Annotated in this window: 14 protein-coding genes; 10 read left to right on the top strand and 4 right to left on the bottom strand. The window is 47.5% G+C overall.

Annotated elements, in window-relative coordinates:
• Nucleotides 1-24: 24 nt before the first annotated feature.
• Nucleotides 25-1,083, top strand: coding sequence for an OmpA family protein (locus H8K38_RS11270; RefSeq protein WP_186884918.1), 1,059 nt, complete (start codon nt 25-27; stop codon nt 1,081-1,083).
• A gap of 562 nt (nt 1,084-1,645) precedes the next feature.
• Here the strand turns inward: H8K38_RS11270 and H8K38_RS11265 are convergent.
• Entirely contained in the window at nt 1,646-3,274 is a 1,629-nt protein-coding gene (locus H8K38_RS11265) for a methyl-accepting chemotaxis protein (protein ID WP_186884917.1), read from the bottom strand.
• A 528-nt stretch (nt 3,275-3,802) separates the two neighbouring features.
• Nucleotides 3,803-4,273, bottom strand: a complete 471-nt coding sequence (locus H8K38_RS11260; RefSeq protein ID WP_186884916.1) for a cache domain-containing protein — start codon at nt 4,271-4,273, stop codon at nt 3,803-3,805.
• A 315-nt stretch (nt 4,274-4,588) separates the two neighbouring features.
• Between H8K38_RS11260 and H8K38_RS11255 the strand changes: the two genes are divergently transcribed.
• The 3 genes from H8K38_RS11255 to H8K38_RS11245 all read left to right on the top strand — a co-directional run bounded on the left by H8K38_RS11255 (nt 4,589) and on the right by H8K38_RS11245 (nt 6,825).
• A complete protein-coding gene (locus tag H8K38_RS11255) occupies nt 4,589-5,155 on the top strand; it encodes a nucleotidyltransferase family protein (protein ID WP_186884915.1) in 567 nt (188 codons plus the stop codon).
• A gap of 172 nt (nt 5,156-5,327) precedes the next feature.
• Nucleotides 5,328-5,903: a TMEM175 family protein gene (locus H8K38_RS11250; protein WP_186884914.1), complete on the top strand. Its 576-nt coding sequence runs from the start codon at nt 5,328-5,330 to the stop codon at nt 5,901-5,903.
• A 43-nt stretch (nt 5,904-5,946) separates the two neighbouring features.
• Nucleotides 5,947-6,825, top strand: a complete 879-nt coding sequence (locus H8K38_RS11245) for a pirin family protein (protein WP_186884913.1) — start codon at nt 5,947-5,949, stop codon at nt 6,823-6,825.
• A 200-nt stretch (nt 6,826-7,025) separates the two neighbouring features.
• On the opposite strand, the gene H8K38_RS11240 is transcribed toward H8K38_RS11245, so the two are convergent.
• Both H8K38_RS11240 and H8K38_RS11235 read right to left on the bottom strand, forming a co-directional pair.
• Entirely contained in the window at nt 7,026-7,466 is a 441-nt protein-coding gene (locus H8K38_RS11240; RefSeq protein WP_186884912.1) for a ProQ/FINO family protein, read from the bottom strand.
• A gap of 175 nt (nt 7,467-7,641) precedes the next feature.
• Nucleotides 7,642-8,532: a LysR family transcriptional regulator gene (locus H8K38_RS11235; protein WP_186884911.1), complete on the bottom strand. Its 891-nt coding sequence runs from the start codon at nt 8,530-8,532 to the stop codon at nt 7,642-7,644.
• Nucleotides 8,533-8,623: 91 nt separating this feature from the next.
• Here H8K38_RS11235 and H8K38_RS11230 point away from each other — a divergent pair, with 91 nt between their 5' ends.
• The 6 genes from H8K38_RS11230 to H8K38_RS11205 all read left to right on the top strand — a co-directional run bounded on the left by H8K38_RS11230 (nt 8,624) and on the right by H8K38_RS11205 (nt 16,022).
• Nucleotides 8,624-9,589, top strand: a complete 966-nt coding sequence (locus H8K38_RS11230) for a sodium-dependent bicarbonate transport family permease (RefSeq protein WP_186884910.1) — start codon at nt 8,624-8,626, stop codon at nt 9,587-9,589.
• A gap of 350 nt (nt 9,590-9,939) precedes the next feature.
• A complete protein-coding gene (locus H8K38_RS11225; protein ID WP_186884909.1) occupies nt 9,940-10,653 on the top strand; it encodes a response regulator transcription factor in 714 nt (237 codons plus the stop codon).
• The gene (locus H8K38_RS11220) at nt 10,650-12,188 is read left to right on the top strand and encodes a sensor histidine kinase N-terminal domain-containing protein (protein WP_186884908.1); all 1,539 of its coding nucleotides are present in this window, start codon (nt 10,650-10,652) and stop codon (nt 12,186-12,188) included. Before H8K38_RS11225 ends, H8K38_RS11220 begins: the two co-directional genes overlap by 4 nt.
• Before the next feature lies 1 nt (nt 12,189).
• On the top strand, nt 12,190-12,483 hold the full coding sequence (locus tag H8K38_RS11215; RefSeq protein ID WP_186884907.1) for a DUF4212 domain-containing protein: 294 nt from the start codon (nt 12,190-12,192) through the stop codon (nt 12,481-12,483).
• Nucleotides 12,484-12,487: 4 nt separating this feature from the next.
• The gene (locus H8K38_RS11210; protein WP_186884906.1) at nt 12,488-14,527 is read left to right on the top strand and encodes a sodium:solute symporter family protein; all 2,040 of its coding nucleotides are present in this window, start codon (nt 12,488-12,490) and stop codon (nt 14,525-14,527) included.
• 70 nt (nt 14,528-14,597) lie between these two features.
• Entirely contained in the window at nt 14,598-16,022 is a 1,425-nt protein-coding gene (locus H8K38_RS11205; RefSeq protein WP_186884905.1) for a circularly permuted type 2 ATP-grasp protein, read from the top strand.
• Nucleotide 16,023: the final 1 nt, after the last annotated feature.

Genomic DNA, 16,023 nt, shown 5'->3' with positions numbered 1-16,023 from the left:
CTCCACTTATTCAATCCATTGATCATGCGTCTCTTTCCATTAGCTCTCTCCGTCTTCCTTGTCGCAGCCTTAAGTATTACGGGCTGCAAGAAAAAACCGGCAGATATGCCGGTAAGCACCCATAATTCAGCGAGCAGTAGCAGCGTCGAAACTGCTGCAACGAACACCAATTCCGTAACTCCTGCTCAGTCATCAGCCAGCCCTACATTTGATGTCAATACGGTACCGGTCTCCGGTATAGCGTTACCGCCATTTCCATATCTCGACTATCCAGAGAAACTGGAAAATGGCTATCGGCATAATAATCAGGACTCGAATTTCGATGAAGTTCAGTTGATTGCGGGACGGGATATGCGCAAGGTGGAAGGAAAAGTTTCACGGCGATTTTATCCACACACGACAATTGGGATGTCAGCAACAGGCTCCGTAAAAAATTACGAAAATGCGATCAAGTCGCTCGGTGGAGTAAAAGTGAATGAGATCACGCCAGTTGATCCCGCTTTTCTGAAATTACATAACGAAGACGAGAGCACGCTAGCCAAAAAAATGCATTTACCAGGAATCCGAAATGGTGGTCAAAATTACCAGGTATATCTGCTGCGTACCGACAAGACCAATATCTGGTTTATCGTGTCGATTTTCGATGATGAATCGTCTACCTGGTTAGTCACTGTTGAAGAAAAAGCCCTGGAACAAAGCGTCGGTCTCGTTAAAGCAGATGCGATGGCCGCAAGCCTGCAAACGCAGGGGCATATTACGCTTTATTTGTCATTCGATACCGACAGTGATGTCATTAAAACCGATAGCAAACCCGTCGTCGATGAGATCGTCAAATTGTTGCGGGCTGACGAAAAATTGCAGTTGAATATCGAAGGTCATACGGACAACGTTGGTGCTGCCGCTCATAATAAAACTCTGTCACAGGCGCGGGCGCAAGCCGTCGTTAAAGCGATCACCTCACAAGGGATAAACCCGACGCGCCTTAACGCTATTGGCATGGGTGCTGAGCGACCGTTACAAGACAACTCTAGCGAGGCAGGACGGGCAAAAAACCGCCGTGTTGAGTTGGTGAAACTGAAGTAGCGCGAGATAAATGCGACCGAAACAGTGAGATCGATAGATCCTCGCTGATTTTACGCTGTCGGAAACTTAATTACACCTAACAAAAAATAAGGGGCTGAACAAGCCCCTTATTTTTTAATCCATAAAAACCGATCGTCAGGACGCAATTACAGAATGGTTTTCGTTCATTAGTACGAAAACTTTCGATAGATATCGATGTCACGACCGGTGGTATTACATGGCACGTGAACGATGATTATTTTCTGAATGTAACCCGCCCGAAAAATCGAGCCACGGATAACAAGAGTTCTTGATGGAGCTTTTATGCAAAAGATGAATCAGAGTCACTGCTAGGCTTTGCACTTGAGACATTGGCTTCCAGCACAAATAATTTCCAAAGATGTTTTACTGAAATTGAGCCCTATGTTTGTCCTATCCGAAAAATTCAGAGTTAGCTGAACGAAATCCATAAAAGTTCAGAGTTAGCTGAATTATTTGTTCAGAATTCATTATTCAGCCAAAATATAAGTCATTGATTTTCATAAAAATGCAGTTCAGAGTTATCTGAACTTCGACAAATATGTCATTGCCCGCTCAAATATGTGGTGTGCGGATGCGTGCCGACAGCGGCATTTTTTGCCACTCTTTTCATGGTTTGCTGATGATCTCCCTGATTTAGCCGGAAGACACTGACTACGTTGGACAAATTCGCGGCCTGTTCTTGTAAGCTTTGCGCTGCGGCTGCGGCCTGCTCTACAAGTGCGGCATTTTGTTGCGTCGTGTTGTCCATTTGAATGATGGCTTGATTCACTTGTTGTATACCTGCCGATTGTTCTTTGCTGGCGTTGTTGATTTCACTCATGATGCCGGTAACATGCTTAACGCGATCGACAATTTCCGTCATGGTTGCTCCGGCCTGATCAACCAGCTTCGTTCCCTGATTCACTTTATCAACCGAGTCATCTATCAGTTGTTTGATTTCCTTCGCCGCGCTGGCGGAACGCTGCGCCAGATTCCGGACTTCCGACGCTACTACAGCAAATCCACGTCCTTGCTCACCCGCCCGCGCAGCCTCCACAGCCGCATTGAGTGCAAGGATATTCGTTTGAAAAGCAATGCCATCAATGACCGCAATAATATCGACAATTTTTTTCGATGATGTGCTGATATCGCCCATCGTGCCAACGACTTGCGAGACAACCGTACCGCCCTGAATCGCTGCATCTGCCGCTGCATGTACGAGTTGATTTGCGTCATGTGCATTCTGCGAATTTTGCTGCATCGTGCTGGTCAACTCCTCCATTGACGATGCGGTCTCCTCAAGTGATCCCGCCTGGGATTCTGTTCTGGAGGACAGATCCATATTCCCGCTGGCAATTTCGGTAGAAGCAGTGACGATGGTATCCGTGCTATCTCGAACCTCGGCCACAATTTTCCGCAAACCTTCGTTCATATCTTTTAATGCCATCACCAACTGACCTGTCTCATCGCTGGAGTCAATACGAATGTCACTCGTCAGATCACCATCCGCCACGCGGCGTGCAAGCACTACTGCTGAATTTAATGGCCGGGTGATACCTATGGTCAGATACCATGCACAAAAACTACCTATCAGCAAAAACAGGACGATCAGAGTCGTAATAAGGATGCGGCTGCTGGCCGCAATGGCATCGACTTCCTTACTGAGATGATCCACCTCTTCCTTCTGAAAATTAAGATAATCGAGTAAGGCTTTTTGAAAGGCGTCAGACATTGGTATGAATTTTTCAAACAGTTTATTCATCTCCTCTGTCTGGCCTTCTTTTTTGGCCTTTAAAATCTGGTCTCTGGTGCTGACGTAGGACTTACGTACAACAACGATGTTTTCCAGAAGTTGTTTTTCGTCAGGCGTATCGACGTTACTTTCCAGGTATTTCTGAATTTCATTATTTCGCGTGGTTGAGGTCTTAACGTCCGCAGAAAAAAAATCGCCTAATGATTCATCAGAACTTTTAACAACCGCCAAAGTACGCTTTAAGCCCGCAACGGTAACCCTGTACCACTCCTCTGTTAGACGCTCTTTTTTTAAAGGCTCCTGCATCATCGCCCTCGTACTACTCGCCACCTCGTTCAGTCGCCAAAGACCTATGCATGAAGATATTGTTGCCAATAAAAGTACTATCCCAAAACCAAAACCGAGTCGCGTACCGATAGGCAGATCTTTAATTTTCATCTTATCCTCACAAGTTAATTGAGCAGAGCGAAACTGGTTACAAAAGCTGACGACTGAGCGGATCACAACGGCAACAGGCATACTGTCATGCTCATATTACGCCTTGATATCGCTATAAAAAACTAATACATGCAAACATCAAACATACGTCCGTACTTCCTATGTATTTTTACGACAAAGCATACGAAGCAATGGCACTTTTATTTCCTACGGCTAGCGTAACGGATAACGAGAAGTGAAAACTCACTCCATTGGGAAAAATCAAATTAACAATGAAGCTGTGTGAGGAAGTTCAGTTTCAGACTGAAAATGAAATGCAAGGCTGTCAGTACCTGGCAACAGAAACAGCGCAGACTATCCAGAAGCGCTTCTGCTCCCTAAAGTAGCTAAACAATTTGGAAGTATTGAAAAGAATTTGATGCATCAGACTGGCCGCGTTGATGCATCGCAAAAGTAACGGCCAATCTGATAAGAAATGAGGTACAAGCGCAGTATTACGAATTACAAAAAAAAGTGGAACCCTCAGAATTATTTATAAATTCCACAGGCAAAGTACACGTCATCGACGCGCTCAACATAGGTACTTTTTTGTTCCAATGCTTTGGTCACAGGATTTGGCCATCTGTAATCAACCCAGCCCTTACCTTCTTTACTGGCGGCGACATCATTGATTTTTTTTACAAAGAAAACACCATCGCCATCACGCAATTCTCCCAATGGCTTACCTAGTAACTTAGGATTACCGCCATGCGCCAACGTCACGCCACCTGGTTTCACCGATCCTGCAAAAACGTAAAGATCTTTGTAGATGAACTGTCCCTTAGGATCGTTCACCGCAGCATAGGTTTTTTCCGGACCGTTGGCTTTATAAAAAGCGATGACTTTTTTGATCATTTCAGTTGCTTCCTGTGCTGTCGCCCGATCTGCGGCAACAGCCGCTCCGTGGGCAAGCAATGACAGGGAACAGGCGAAAAGAATACTTTTAAGAAATTGTCTCATGTTGACTCCGTTATATGTTTTTTAAGTTTATGTGCTCAGACACGTCTGCTATGCAGCAATATGAATACTGCTGAAACACCAGAAAATACCTCAGCGAATACCGATCTGCTTTACAAAGTGTTCTGTCACGCAAAAAACAATAACAGATTTCTTTATGGCAATGTGAGTGAAATACTGATCGCACGATTAAAATTCATTTGCTCTCTTTAACTTTGGGCTGAACACAACAAGGAGCAAGGCAAGACAAGTAAAACTTCGACAAATTCCCTTTACTATCCGCCATTGGCATTACCGACAGTTAATAGCGTCAGCAATATGAATATCAATACAAAAATAAACGACTGGATCAAGGCCGATCCAATTCGTTGGCGAGCATTAGAAGTTGCTGCTGCGCTAGAGCTGAAAGACTGGTGTCTGGCGGCTGGCTTCGTGCGCAACTTAGTCTGGGATAAACTGCATCATTATCCGCAACCAACGCCTTTATCAGATATTGACCTGATTTACTTTGACCCATCGGATATCTCTCCCGAACGAGATGCGTTTTTTGAGACGTCATTACGCTCACGATCTGCACTGAACTGGTCAGTCAAAAATCAAGCCAGAATGCACTTACGGAATAATGATCATCCCTATCTGAATACTCTCGATGCGATGTCGTACTGGGTAGAAATTGAAACCGCAGTCGGTGTTCAGTTAAGCGTTACCGGTGAATTGCTGATACTTGCGCCATTCGGGCTGAACAGACTGAGTCAACTGACAATCACACTAAACGATAAGCGTCCGAAACCTGCAGATTTTTACGCCAGAATCACCGAAAAAAGATGGCTGGAAACATGGCCGCAGTTAAAGCTTGTCAACAACAGTTTGCTGACAGATATATAGATGCTTTCAGCGTACCGATACAACAAGCTCCCGACAGTGAATCGCCGCAGCGGAACGATAATGTCGCGTTTGCAGTAAGATAAGTCAGCATCGGCCTGATCAGGCGTGAAACGGTTCATCCGAATTGGCGTTTCATTCAAAACGAATACTTGTTTTTTTATCTGGAGAACCCATGGGGAAAAATCGCCTGGAAGCATTCAGTGACGGTGTTATCGCCGTCATTATCACCATCATGGTATTGGAAATGAAAGCACCGCATGGCGAGAGCTTTGCTGCACTGATTCCCGTTATTCCTATATTCCTGAATTACGTACTGAGTTTTATTTACGTCGCGATTTATTGGAACAATCACCATCATTTAATGCATGTGACACAGAAAGTGACTGGCGGCGTCCTTTGGGCAAATTTGCACTTGCTATTCTGGTTGTCATTATTCCCCTTCGCTACTGCGTGGATGGGCGAAAATCATTTCGCCAGTGACCCCACCGCAATATATGGCGCGGTGTTATTTATGGCCGCGGTTGCCTATTTCATTCTTGAGCAAGTGATTATTGCCAACGAAGGTTCGGCATCACCTTTAAAAAAAGTACTGGGTCGCGACCGTAAAGGAAAAGCCTCCGTGATTCTGTATGGAGCCGGTATTGCAGCGTCATTCTGGGTACAGTGGATTGCGCAAGGACTCTACGTTTTGGTGGCATTGATGTGGCTCATTCCTGATCGCCGTATAGAACGCGCCAGCAATCACTGAGTTGGAAAATCTGAATCCGAGCATAGTCTGGAGAAACGCCACCATGAACAATTTACTTCGCATCCCCGGCAGGGCCACTCATCTTGTCGATGAATTTCCTGTTCGCCGTTTGTTACCGGCAGCCGCCAGACGCTCCATTGGTCCGTTTATTTTCTTCGATCACTTCGGCCCCACCACACTCGCAGCAGAGAAAAATAGTGATCTTGGAGTTCATCCGCACATCGGGATAGCGACCGTCACTTACTTATTTGAAGGCAGTCTGCTGCATCGAGATAGTCTGGGTACGGTGCAAACGATTACACCCGGTGCGATTAACTGGATGACGGCAGGCCGGGGAATTGTTCACAGTGAGCGCACAGTTGACACTGAACGTGGGAAAGAACGCCGTCAGCATGGTTTGCAACTATGGGTTGCGCTACCACCGGATCAGGAAACTGTTGCCCCATCATTTCAGCACGTGGCCGCCGCCGATTTACCGCTGATTGAACTGGAAGGCGGCGTACAGATCAGAGTATTAGCCGGCAGTGCTTTCGGCAGGACAAGTCCGGTAAAAACGCTGTCTGCCACGCTTTATCTTGATGTTTATCTGCCACCCAGACATGAATTTACGCTACCGGTTCTGGCATCTGAAATGGCTCTATACAGTCCCGAACATGTCTTAGTGATTGACGATCAGGAGGTCGCAGGACAACAACTGATCGTGCTGCAACAAACACCGGTCAGGCTATGTGCGGGGTCGTCTGGCGCGCGCCTGGTCGTCTTCGGCGGAGCGCCATTAGAAAAACCGGTACGCATGTGGTGGAATTTTGTATCAACCGATCGCGGCCGGATTGCAGCAGCGGCACAGCGATGGGACAAAGGTTTGTTTGAACAGATCAGTGACGATCAGGATCTGATCACTGCACCGCCGTGGAAAGAGTAAGTGGCAGGCGGATGCAAGCGCTGTCACTAAGTTGGCTGCTTTTCAAGCATCATACTTACCCCGCTTTGCTGACACATGGGCAGCATAAGCAGCGTCAAAGTTTTGAAGCAATAACAATACTGCGATTGCGCTGACATAAAAAAGGAGACACAGCGAATGCCGTTGCCTCCCGATGTCACCAATATGGAAATCAAAAATAATTACTTAGCGAATTTCTGCGCAAGCTGGTTGATTTTTTCTGCTCTCTTTTGCAGTTTTTCTGCTTCCTCTGCAGCTGCTTGCTGTTCACGTTTAAGTTTTGCTTCAGCCTTCGCACGTTCAGCATTATTCTTTGCACGCTCTTTCAGCATTTCTTCTGCATGCGTTTTATGCGTCTCTTCTAACGGTTCTGCCGGATTGCCATCGAGATCAAAACGTGTCGTCGCTTTAATGGTCTTTTGCAGATATCGGGTCGATTTCGTATGATAAGCAAGCACCATCCGTAAAACTTTGCGCGGGGTCTCCGGCAATCTGGCAAGGATTTGCTTGTCGATGCCTATAGCCAACGGCTCATGATTGAGAAACACCGGAAATGTCTCTTTTAAGGTGCTCAACAGGGCTTGCGCATCAGAAACGGGAATGGACTTGCTTTTGGTATTCATGACTTTAGAGAACTTTATTACAAAGGAGCAAAGCATAACATAGTGGTTCAGCACTTACCTTCAATAGTCAACTCTGCCGCCATAGGAAAATAGCCGCTGTCAGAAAAAATGCTGAATGATGTGCGCAACTGACAACAAGCAAAAACTGAAAAATAAGTTCGCGCAAGCAGCCATTTCAATCTTGCGCATGCGCTTGCAGATATTCAAGGAACGAGGTTGCGACTGGCGATAATCGCTTCCCTTTCAGATAAACAATATACCAGCTGGAATGCACGGGAAAGCTGCTGACCTTCAATACTGTCAGAGATTGATCAACTAAATGTTCACCCAACGCGTGTGCAGATAAAATCGCCAGTCCCATTTCTCCCGCGACCGCTTGCTTGATGGCCTCGTTACTGCCTAACTCCAGTCGCACGAGCGGGGTAAAGCCTTGTGCGGAAAAATGCTGATCGCAAGCGAGCCTGGTACCCGATCCTTTTTCACGCAAAATAAATCGCTCCTCGCTGAGGTTTTCCAGCGAAATCCGCTTACGTTTTGCCAAAGGATGCGACAAAGGCGCAATCACCACCAGCGGATTTGGCAAAAAGACCTGCTGTACAACGTCAATATCTTTTGGCGGGGCAGACATAATATATATGTCATCGCGGTTATCGCGTAAACGCTGTAAAACGCCATCACGATTTTGCACTTCCAATGCAATATCAATTTCCGGAAAATCACGACAAAAAGTACCCAGTAACCGGGGAACAAAGTATTTTGCCGTGCTGACTACCGCCACCCGCAAACGTCCACGCTGATAGCCTTTCAGACTATCGATACGTTGTCCAAAAGACGACCACTCGTCCGCTAACGTGCGCGCAGTTTTTGCAAGTTCTTCACCTGCCTGGGTAAGAAAGATTTTTTTGCCAATGACTTCATACAATGGCAAACCGATTTCTTCCGTCAGCTCACGCATCTGCATAGATACAGTTGGCTGCGTAACATGAAAGCTGCGTGCAACGCCACTGATACTGAGCTGTTCAGCCAGTTCCGCAAACAAACGTAATTGACGGAAAGTGACATTCATAGATTTTTACTGATGATCATAGCGATAAAAATTGATTTTACCTGATGATTTAGCCTGCGTAGTATGAGGCCTGAATTTTGAAGGGGAATTTATGTCCAGTTTGCGCGATCCAGCTATTTTATTTTTTATCTTCGGTATCTTTGCCGGCCTCATCCGCTCTAATCTGAGCATTCCTACACATATCTCCCGATTTTTATCGCTATATCTGTTAATGGCGCTGGGTTTAAAAGGAGGATTTGCACTGAATCATTCCGGCTTAAATTTACAAATCATGAGCAGTCTGGGATGTGCTGTTTTTCTGGCGCTGCTGACACCAGCGCTTGGATATTTTTTACTGAAGCGGATTATTCCTGCGCTTGATGCCACCGCAATCGCCGCCACGTATGGTTCTGTCAGTGCAGTTACGTTTATAACCGCTGTTCAATATCTGGAAAGCAGACATATAGAATATGGCGGCCATATGGCAGCGGCGATGGCGTTAATGGAATCGCCTGCCATTATTTTTGCCGTCATTTTGTCGAATACCATCCGGCGTAGGGAAACGTCGACGCAAATGGGAACGCCGTCTTCGGTCAAAGGTGTTTTGCATGAATCGCTGACAGATGGCGCGCAACTATTGCTGTTAGGCGCGATGCTGGTTGGCATCCTATCCGGCGATGCAGGTAAGGCCGCCATGCAACCGTTTTCCGGCGATTTATTTAAAGGAATGCTTGCTTTTTTCCTGCTCGATATGGGGCTGATGACAGCAAAAAGCCTCGGCAACATCAAAGGCAATTCGCCCTTGGTGATCAGCTATGCCATTCTCGCCCCGCTCTGCCACGCAACTATTGCGTTAATGCTTGCCGTGTTGCTGCAAATTCCGTACGGCGATGCCGGATTGTTGATGGTACTGGCTGCGAGCGCCTCATATATCGCGGTTCCGGCTGTGCTGCGTTACGCCATACCAGAGGCATCACCATCGCTTTATCTCGGCATGTCTCTCGGCATCACTTTCCCACTGAATATTTTGCTAGGCATTCCCGTTTATATGAACGCGGCAAAATTTGTTCTGGGCTAGTCATGATCGTTTTCAGATCTGACTCAAGCAAGCAAACTTACTTGCGTCTGATTTCCACACTGTCTGAACCTGCCACATTCAGCGATGCGCTTGAGAGGACAGATGGAAATCCAGACATATTAAAAATTTATTGTGCCTTTAAATCTACGCAGCCCTGAATTGGGCTAAAGTTGAGCTAATATTAATGGCTGGGAATGGCAATACAGATAACGGCCAAGATTGTTATCTGGAATCACCTTTGCAAACCCGCGAGACCTTACATTATCCCAAAAAATCAGAAAAATCGGTCGGCGGCACGGATACCATTTATCCATTTCCCATCAGAATCAACTTGGTTTGGAATATTCATTATGCGTATTTTATTAGCAGAAGACGACAGCGTGCTGGCAGACGGACTGACCCGCTCACTGCGGCAATCAGGTTATGCGACTGACTGCGTCAGCAACGGACAGGAAGCGGATTCTGCGTTATCGACTCAGGACTTCGATTTACTGATTCTGGATCTCGGCCTGCCAAAAATGAGCGGATTGGAAGTACTGCGCCGTTTGCGCGCCCGCAATTCACATCTTCCGGTACTGATCCTGACTGCTGCTGACTCAGTAGAGCAAAGAGTAAAAGGACTGGATTTAGGTGCTGACGATTACATGGCTAAGCCGTTTGCCTTATCCGAACTCGAAGCACGCGTCAGGGCTTTAACACGACGCGGTGCTGGCGGCGGCCCCACTGTTATTAAACACGGGCCGCTGAGTTACGATCAGGTTGGCAGAATTGCATATATCCACGAACAGATGCTGGATTTATCGGCACGCGAACTGGGTCTGCTGGAAGTATTATTACAAAGAACCGGACGCCTGGTCTCGAAAGAGCAACTGGTCGACCACCTTTGTGAGTGGGGAGAGGAAGTCAGCAATAACGCGATCGAAGTGTATGTGCATCGTCTGCGTAAAAAAATCGAAGTCGATGGTGTCAGAATTGCGACAGTCAGAGGATTAGGTTACTGCCTTGAAAAATTTTTCGTCGCCCCGTCAGCGAAACCAGCCAATCCAGATGCCGGACAACAATGAGTACAGACAGCAGCGTCGCTAATACTTCATCGAATTCTGCGCCCACTGCGTCAGAAAATATATTGTTGCAGCAGCCGGAAGAAAAAATCCAGCGCTCGTTGTTTGGCGAAATTCTTGACTGGATGCTGGCGCCGCTGTTACTGCTGTGGCCTATGAGTATTGCCATTACCTATCTGGTGGCAAAGTCGATTGCAAATCAGCCTTTCGACCGTGCACTGGAAGACAAGGTGCTCGTGCTCGCACAACAGGTCAAAGAATTTGATGGTCAGGCGATTACCCAATTATCCAAACCGGCACGCGATATTTTGCGGGCTGACGATCTCGATAATATTCATTTCCAGATAAAAAATGCCAAGGGGGATCTGATCGATGGCGATCAGGATATTCCTGCACCTGCCGATGAAGAACGACCTGCGGCCGGCAACATCCAGTTCAGAAATCTGAGTTTGCGCGGTATCGATTATCGCATCGCGTACAGTTATATCGATTTAACGCCACCGACCAAGAAAACGGTCAATCCTGAGTCGTCGCAGATCATGATACAGGTCGCGGAAACGCTGGAAAAACGCGCTGTTCTGGCGAATGAAATTATTAAAGGTGTGGTGCTGCCACAATTCATTATTTTGCCAATCGCGCTGGCACTAGTCTGGTTCGCGCTAAGCCGGGGCTTATCGCCGCTGGCCGAATTGCAACAACGCATACGCGCCCGCCGCCCGGATGATCTTAGCCCTATCGATTCGCGTCAGGTGCCGGAAGAAATCACGCCGCTGGTTAATTCATTAAATGACATGCTGGCACGTCTGGCGCAAACGATAGACATTCAAAAACGCTTCATCGCGGATGCTGCGCACCAGATGAAAACACCGCTGGCGGGTATGCGTATGCAATCTGAACTGGCATTACGACAAACCGATCAGGAAGAAATACGGCGCTCACTATTGCAGTTATCGACCAGCTCAGAAGCAGCAACCCGCCTCATCAATCAATTGCTGACGCTGGCTCGCGCAGAAAACCTGACCCCGGCCACCCGACCTCTGGAGCAGGTGAACTTAAATGAACTGGCGATGAATGTCGTTCGGGACTGGATACAGGCATCATTTGCAAAAAAAATTGATCTGGGTTTTGAGCAACCCGATTTTCCCATCATCATATTTGCGAATCCATTGATGCTGCGGGAAATGCTGAGCAATCTGATCGACAATGCGATCCGCTATACCCCTGCAGAACACAGTATTACTGTCAAAGTCAGCATGAATGAACAGCAGGCGCTGGCGATCATCGAAGTAGAAGACAATGGTCCCGGCATCCCGGTCGCTGAACGTGAACATGTATTTGAACGTTTTTACCGCATCCTCGGCAGCAATGTACAAGGCAGCGGACTTGGTCTGGCCATCGTCAGGGAAATCGCCCAGCAACATGGGGCGCAAATAGAAATTCTAGATAACCCTCATCCTCAGGACCCGCAATTTCCCGGTACCGTTTTCCGCATTTCGTTCAGATTAAACCCCTTTGATGAATTCATCGGCGAAGCGTGAAATGAAGACGCCATCGACATCGACACCGGAAACAAAGTCTGCGCCACATCATTATTGGCGACGCACCAAACGGCTGACTACGGCTCTGTTGTTATGTTGGGGATTGCTCAGTTTTTTTAGTCTGTTTTTTGCGCGGGAACTATCCGAATGGCATTTCTTTAACTGGCCACTGTCGTTTTATCTGGCAGCACAAGGATTGACGCTGAGTTACGTTCTGATCCTCGCGATTTACTCGATAGGCATGCGCTGGATACAACACCCCCGACAAGACGATAAAAACGATAAAGACGAATAAGCACATGTCGCCACAAAAACGATTTACACAGAGATTAACGTCCTACTATCTTTGGTATACCTTACTTTTTTTTATCTTTCTGATCGTCTTGACGATACTGGAAAAAGAAGGCGTTCCACGGGTCTGGATAGGCTATCTGTTTATGTTCGCCACCATCGTTATTTACGCTGGCATAGGCTTGGTCAGCCGAACCTCGGACATTGCTGAATACTATGTCGCCGGAAGACGAGTGCCAGCAGTATTTAATGGCATGGCAACCGCAGCGGACTGGATGTCTGCCGCCAGTTTTCTGAGTCTTGCCGGCGGGCTGTATTTACAAGGCTTTGATGGACTGGCCTATATCATAGGCTGGACCGGTGGATTTTGTCTGGTTGCGATGCTGATCGCACCCTACATCAGAAAATTCGGCCAATACACGATTGCAGATTTTCTGGGTACGCGATTTTCAGGTAAACCACATACCAATATCGTGCGTATTCTGGCGGTACTGGCGACAGTGTTCATTTCTTTTATCTATGTCGTGGCGCAGATTTATGGCGTCGGTCTGATCACTTCGCGCTTTACCGGAGTCGATTTTTCTGTCGGTATTTTTCTGGGATTAGCCAGCATACTGGTTTGTTCATTTCTGGGCGGTATGCGTGCCGTCACATGGACGCAGGTATCGCAATACATCATCATCGTGATCGCATTCATGATACCGGTCGCCTGGCTGTCAGCCAAACATACGGATAATCCATTTCCACAAATATCCTATGGTGCATTTTTACCAGAGCTGGCAAAAAAGGAAGCTCAGTTTGATAAGAGCCCCACGGAAAAAGAAGTCAGGGACATTTATAAATTACGTGCAGACGAATACGATAAAAAAATTCAGCAGTTGCCTGAATCATGGGAATCCGGGCGCGCCGAGCTGCAAAAAAATCTGGAAGAATTAAAAGCCGGGAATGGCTCATTAATTGCGATCAAAACCGCCAGTCGTGCACTGGCGAACTACCCAGCATCGCCAGCTGATGCAAGAAATAGCTGGGCGGAAGCGCGCAATTCCTATCTGTTGAAATCCAGGCCGGGCTTTGCACAATACACGCCTTATGCTGCCAAAGATAAGGCTGAATCCGATATCAAACGAAATAATTTCATGGCGCTGGTGTTGTGTCTGATGATGGGTACCGCAGCCCTGCCCCACGTGCTGACACGCTATTACACTACACCCTCAGTGACAGAAAGCAGAGACTCCGTATTCTGGTCTTTGTTTTTCATTATGCTGCTGTACATCACGATTCCTTCGCTGGCGATACTCGTGAAGTACGATATCTATAACTCGCTGGTTGGCAGCGAATTCTCCAAGTTACCTTCGTGGGTCACGTATTGGGCAAACATTGACAAACTTAACCCGTTGGTCAGCATCACCGATATCAATAAAGACGGCATAGTGCAACTTGCGGAAATCGTCCTTGATGGCGATATCATCGTTCTCGCCACGCCGGAAATTGCTGGCTTACCTTACGTTGTTTCCGGTCTGGTCGCTGCTGGCGGGCTGGCGGCGGCACTGTCAACGGCAGACGGATTGCTGCTGACTATTTCAAACTCTTTGTCGCACGATATCTATTACAAGATTATTGACCCCACGGCATCTACACAAAAGCGGGTGACGATTTCAAAATTACTGCTGCTGGTCGTTGCGCTGATTGCGGCCTATGTGGCATCCCTCAAACCAGCCGATATTTTGTCACTTGTTGGTGCGGCCTTTTCTGTCGGCGCATCGACACTGTTTCCCGCACTAATATTGGGCATATTCTGGAAGCGCGCGAATCGTCAAGGCGCTGTTGCGGGCATCATCACGGGCTTTTTTGTCTGTATTTTTTATATGGTATTCACCCACCCATTATTTGGTGGTAGTCCGGCCAATCAATGGTGGCATATTGCACCGATATCAGCCGGCGTATTCGGTGTTCCTGCAGGATTCATTGCCATGGTGATCGCCAGCCTGATGACACCCGCACCCGATCACCACACTACGGAACTGATTGACTATATCCGCGCGCCCTGATCACACGATGGAGTTTGCTTGGCACGCTTCTTGATATAGCTAAGTTGACTCAGTAATCGTGGAATGGGACATGGCAAAATTCTTTAATGAAATGACGGCCGAGACCATCGGCACAGCAGATTCGACGCGTGAGCATTATCGCGAATTCCATCACTGGTTAGCGAAGCAATCGCCGGAGCGCCTGCAACGCAAACGCGCCGAAGCCGATCTCAGTTTTCGTCGCGTCGGCATTACCTTCGCTGTCTATGGCGACGATGCGGGCACAGAACGCCTGATTCCTTTCGACATCATTCCCCGTATTATCCCCGCCAAGGAATGGGCGCTACTGGAAACCGGGCTGGTACAGCGAGTGAAGGCATTGAATATGTTTATTCATGATGTCTATCATGATCAGAACATCATTAAAGCCGGGATTATTCCACCTGAACAGATCTACAAAAATGCGCAGTACCGGCCTGAAATGCAAGGCGTTTCTGTTGCATCAGATATCTATGCACATATCGCCGGCGTCGATATTGTGCGTGCCGGCCAAGGTGAATTTTACGTATTGGAAGATAATCTGCGCGTACCATCCGGCGTCTCCTATATGCTGGAGGATCGCAAAATGATGATGCGGCTATTTCCTGAATTATTCGCCAAAAACAAGATTGCTCCGGTAGACCATTACCCGGATATGTTGCTGGATAATTTGCGCTCAGTGGCGCCGATGGGAATCGACAATCCAACCATCGTCGTCATGACGCCAGGTATGTATAACTCCGCCTATTTCGAGCACGCATTTCTGGCGCAACAAATGGGGGTTGAGCTGGTCGAGGGTAAAGATCTGTTTGTTGACGATAACGCCGTGTATATGCGCACGACGCGAGGGCCAAAGCGTGTGGATGTAATTTATCGCCGGGTCGATGATGATTTTCTTGATCCGCTCGCATTTCGCCCGGATTCATCACTTGGTGTTCCAGGTTTATTATCGGTCTATCGCGCCGGTCGCGTGACCCTTGCCAACGCGATTGGCACAGGGGTTGCTGATGATAAATCGATTTATCCTTATGTCACGGATATGATCAAATTTTATCTGTCTGAGCAACCGATACTGAATAATGTGCCAACGTATCAGTGTCGCAAACCGGATGATCTTTCCTATACCCTCGCCCATCTTCCTGAATTGGTCGTCAAAGAAGTTCATGGTGCAGGTGGCTATGGCATGCTGGTTGGCCCGGCTTCAAGCAAACAACAAATTGAAGATTTCCGTCAGCGCCTGCTTGCCAAGCCAGAACGCTATATCGCGCAACCGACGTTAGCTTTGTCGTCATGTCCGACTTTTGTCGACAGTGGCATTGCTCCGCGCCATATTGATTTGCGGCCATTTGTATTGTCTGGCAAGACGATATCAATGGCACCCGGCGGACTGACCCGGGTCGCGCTGGAAGAAGGTTCATTAGTCGTGAATTCGTCACAAGGTGGCGGCACCAAAGACACCTGGGTATTGGAGAACTGAC

The sequence above is a fragment of the Undibacterium sp. FT79W genome (assembly GCF_014284215.1).
In the GTDB taxonomy this organism is placed as follows: Bacteria; Pseudomonadota; Gammaproteobacteria; order Burkholderiales; family Burkholderiaceae_D; genus Undibacterium; species Undibacterium aquatile.
The sequence above is the reverse complement of the archived record's forward strand: the minus strand, read 5'-3'. Positions and strand labels throughout refer to the sequence as shown.